At 64.2% G+C, this 4177-nt stretch carries 2 protein-coding genes; both read left to right on the forward strand.

Annotated features, from left to right (window positions below; translation table 11 throughout):
* Nucleotides 1-61 precede the first annotated feature (61 nt).
* A complete protein-coding gene (locus MVA01S_RS28850) occupies nucleotides 62-3079 on the forward strand; it encodes a DUF3626 domain-containing protein (protein ID WP_144033088.1) in 3018 nt (1005 codons plus the stop codon).
* Between the two features lie 222 nt (nucleotides 3080-3301).
* Nucleotides 3302-3892 (forward strand): type VII secretion system-associated protein, encoded by a 591-nt coding sequence (locus tag MVA01S_RS31075; RefSeq protein ID WP_110765711.1) that lies wholly within the window; start codon nucleotides 3302-3304, stop codon nucleotides 3890-3892.
* Nucleotides 3893-4177 lie beyond the last annotated feature (285 nt).

Consider the following 4177-nt stretch of genomic DNA (forward strand, 5'->3'; position numbering starts at 1 on the left):
GAGTGGCGAGGATGGGGTTGCAGGAGGTGAGTCGTCGGCGGCACCGGGGCCGTTGGCGCGGTTGGCTGATCCGGGCGGTGAGGCCAGGCATTTGATCGCGCGTGTGTGGAGGGAGTTGCCTGCCGGTGTTGCTGATGCCCGGGGTTTGACTCGGGAGGATGTCGACGACAGCTATGTCGAGTTCTTCAGGCGGTGGGCTTCGCGGTTCAGAAACGAGGTCGAGCTGCGTGCTGGGTTCACGAGTTTTCTGCTGACTGGTGATCCTCTGGTCGGTTTGGAGGGGGGCGCTCGAGAACGACTCGACAGTAAGGGTAAGGGCAGGGCCACCGAGGCCGACATCAATGACCATATCGCTGAGCCCCCCGACACTACGCGAGTCCCATTGCCGTCCATAGTGTTCGGCGTCGACGATCAGCCCAGCCGGATCCCGAGTGCATCTGAGGACAAGACGGATGATCCCGCTGATGACCTGGCGGCGCGGCAGCAGGCGCTGGGATTGTTGGCGGCGGGTGACGTCGTGGGGTTGCAGTTCGCCGAGGACAAGGCCGCGGGTGACGGCTGGAAAGCTACGGTGCTGGACCACCTTGTCGGATGGGGGATATCGAGCCCGGAACAGGCCCAGGCTGATTTGGGCACGATGATCACCGTGCTCGAGCAGGCACGGGTGACAATCAATTTCAAGGCACATGAGTGGATTCAGGAGTTCGCCGGCGATTTTGAGCGGGCGCCCGAAAGCTACCTCAACTCCTGGGAGCGGGGATTGCGGCCGGGCGGTGCCTCGACCAAGGGCGTGCTCGACAATGTCGAGAAATCGACGGGTGGCTATCTCCGGTCAGGTCGCGTGGCGGGCCAGGATGCGGACCGAATTGCGGCGGCGCGTATTCGAATTCAGACACACCTGCTGGATCCGAAGTCCGACGGCTTCGTTGCGGCTGGGCGGCCCAGGTACGGCGCCGTCGACTATGCGCGCAGGACGGCCGGCGGCGCTCCCGCCTACGGCACGTCCTTCTTCGTCGTGAAAGAACACGTTAAACATCGTGCGTTGTTCGTCTCGGCGGATTCCTTCGCCGCTGTCGGGGGGCGCACTACGACGACCTACTCGCACATCGGTAAGTTGCTCACGCATAGCGCGGAGGGCCAGCTACGGAGGCTGCATCAGTACGCAACCTCAAGTCGTCCGGGTCGGTTGACTGCCGATGACGGGGTGTACTTCGAAGCGCAGCTCTATACGCCGGTCAGGTTCGATCGCGACGTCGCCGAGATCAATGTCGACATGGCAGAGCTGAGTTCGATCGACGACGAGACCCTGTCCTCAACTATTGCCGCAATGCAGCAATTCGCTGATCGGTACGGCGTGAAGCTGGTCATCCGCCCGTGGACGTTGGAGGTGCCCTTCGGGGAGGGCTCGACATCCGTTGCCGAGGACGACGATGGGGTCACGCGGCTCGTCAGAGAGATCGTCAAGGTGGCCAAGGCTCGGAACGCGGCTGGGAGCCTCGGTCTCGACGTGCACGTTGAGGGCGGCGGAAACGGGAGTATCGGTGGTCGCGGCGCACATGCATCTGGCTTGAAGCGCGCCAGCGCTGTGGGAGAGCTCATCCAACGCAAGCTCGACGTCGCGCTTCCTGCCGATCGTGTGTCCACCTCCTTCGTCACGGTTCTTCAACCCACGTCTCGGGGAAGCGCGCTGCGCGATGGGGTGACCGGGCCCCGGGCCGAAGCCCGACGGCGGGCCTCCGTACGAGTCGAAAAGCGACCCAAGCCGGCTGTCTCGACTCACGTCTTGATGCCGTTCGATGAACGGTCGCAAGAACTCAGCGCCGCTCAGCGAGCCGATCTGGACCGCTTCGCCGTTGCCCTGGTCCAAAGGGCACGTCAGGTGATTGCAGACGGCGGCTCTGGACTGATCGTCAACGCAGACGGCGGGGGTAACGGCGGGCGATTCAGCCGGGGCCCTGTCGTCGTCGGTACGAAGCGCGCCACTGCGGCGCTGAACTACCTTCGCGCCCAGATAGAGAAGCAACCAGGCGGGACCCCTCGAGCCTCCGATCTGGTCACCGTCAGCGACAGACCCACCTCACGGGGAGCTGACCTCAAAGACGAGCTAGCTCATTTCGACGACAACCAACAACGGCGCACCGTCTTGCTCACAGTGCACCCACGCCCTGCCCGCCGTGATCTGCAGGATGCAGACGGCGGCACCGGCCGCGACCTGATTACGGAGCAGCCCCGGGCAATGGCGTCTCTACCGGCCGACGCCGCCACAAGGTCCGACCCCGCCGACAAAGTGGCATTGCTGCGAGACCGAGGCGACACCACGCCCGAATTCGATGGCCGGTCCGAGGATTCAGACATCTACGTCACCGACGATGAATCAGAAGTTCAGGCGCGAGCCGATCGAGGTCGCGAGCCCTCACGGTCGGCCGATGCCGATGCGGTGACGCCGGCGCACAGCGGGTTCGACGCCGAAGACTCCCCCAAGGAGAGTTGGGTGTCGACGGCTGCCGATCTGCCACCGTCCTGGCGCGAACTCAAAGAGCAAGTGGCGAAAGCGCTACGGGAATACGAGGCGATCAGAGCTGAGTTCCCCGAATTGTGCGACGACGACAGCGACTCGAATCCGTCTGCGTTGGAGCTGAGGGATGGCGAGGCCGTCTCCTTGCGGGTTTCTGGCGTCGGCGACGGCAAGTCATCACCAGATCCGGGGTCCAAGCAGAAGTCGTACTCGCCTGCAAGTGATTACTCTCCGCTCCTGGGCGGGCATTCTTCGGCGGGTTCGGGCCTAGGGGAGCGGTCGCCATCCCACGCGGCCGATTCGACTTCGTCGGCTTCTCTGCGCGACGCTGGTGTCGTCCTGGGCGGTGCCGCAGGCAGCGCCTGGGCGGGGTCGTCGAACGGGGGAAGGTCGGGGTTGCCTGTGACGGACCAGTCCGAGGACCGCTCGATGGGGTCATCTGGCAATAGCCGGTCATCGCTGTCGCAGTCTGCGTCCGGACCGGGATCGAACGTTCACGCCGGCTATCTGCACCTCGCTCGCAAAGCAGATCCAGTCGCGAACGCTGGTGGTGCGCAGGAGTGATGCGACGATGAGCAAAGAGTGTGCCGCGACGATCATTCGTGGCGGCACGGCCGCCGCCTCTATGTTGGCGCCATGCGGCAAGCTCGGGAAAAATAACCTACGACGCGGGCAAGGCTATGAGCGAACCGCAGCGGCCTTTGAACGCACACGACGTAGCAACCCGTCGTCCGCGGGTCCGCGGGAAAGACTGCGCCCTGCGACGCCGAGAGCGAGAGGACCGAGATGAGCGATCATCACCCACCGATCACTGAACAAATTCGATTGCGCGCCAAGCAATCGCCTGGGTCTTGGCTCTACTCGGTGGACCCGGACTACGATCCGGACGGAGAAGTGCCCGGCTACGCGATCGCTGGGGCCTGGCCGGTGGATGAGGCCGGTAACCCGGGTGCGTTCGTGGCAAACCCGGATTACCGCCCGTCGCCGGCTGCGATGGGCCTGAATCACCCCACCGGCACGGTGGACGCTGCCTTACAGCGGGCTGCCACCGGGCATGGCGCCGTGGAGGAGGTTCTTGCTGAGCTAGCCGCTAATGTCGTCTATCTACCTGTGGACGCCAACGGCCAACTCGTCGCCTATGAGTTCGATGCGGGAACCCGCGTGGTGCTGTTCACCGATCCGGACAAGGCCTTTGCGAGTGTGCCGCAACTGCTCCCGATTCATTGCCGCGACCTGCTGCCGCAGCTTCCTGACGGCACGATGCTGTCATTCAACCCTGGCAGTCAGGTAGCTTTGGAAGTTTCCAGCACCGAGTTGCTGGATGCGCTGGCGGATGACAACGGGTCCGGTGCGCGCACCGTCGACGGAGTCCAATGAGCGGCAGAAGCACCGGGGACCTGACACCGAGTTGACGGCAGAATCGCACCTACCGACCCAGTAGTAGCGCGCCGCACACCGCCGTGAAGCAGAATCCCGCCCAGCGGTGTGTTGCCGGCCGCTACGCCGCGAGATCATGTCGCCCCATCCGGGTCGAGCGCCGCGACGGCGACGTTCGAATGTTTATCGATCGCCGACCTCGTGCCGAGTTGACTCATGTTGCTGCGGTTTGGCGGCGTAAGTCTTGCGCTGCGGGGTTACCGACGCCGAACGTCGTCTGGTTGG

Origin of the sequence: Mycolicibacterium vaccae NBRC 14118 = CIP 105934 (genome assembly GCF_001552715.1) — a bacterium.
GTDB lineage: Bacteria > Actinomycetota > Actinomycetes > Mycobacteriales > Mycobacteriaceae > Mycobacterium > Mycobacterium vaccae.

Excerpts from the sequence above, each read along its gene's own strand:
- MVA01S_RS31075 (WP_110765711.1), top strand. The coding sequence starts at position 3,302 with ATGAGCGATCATCACCCACCGATCACTGAACAAATTCGATTGCGCGCC.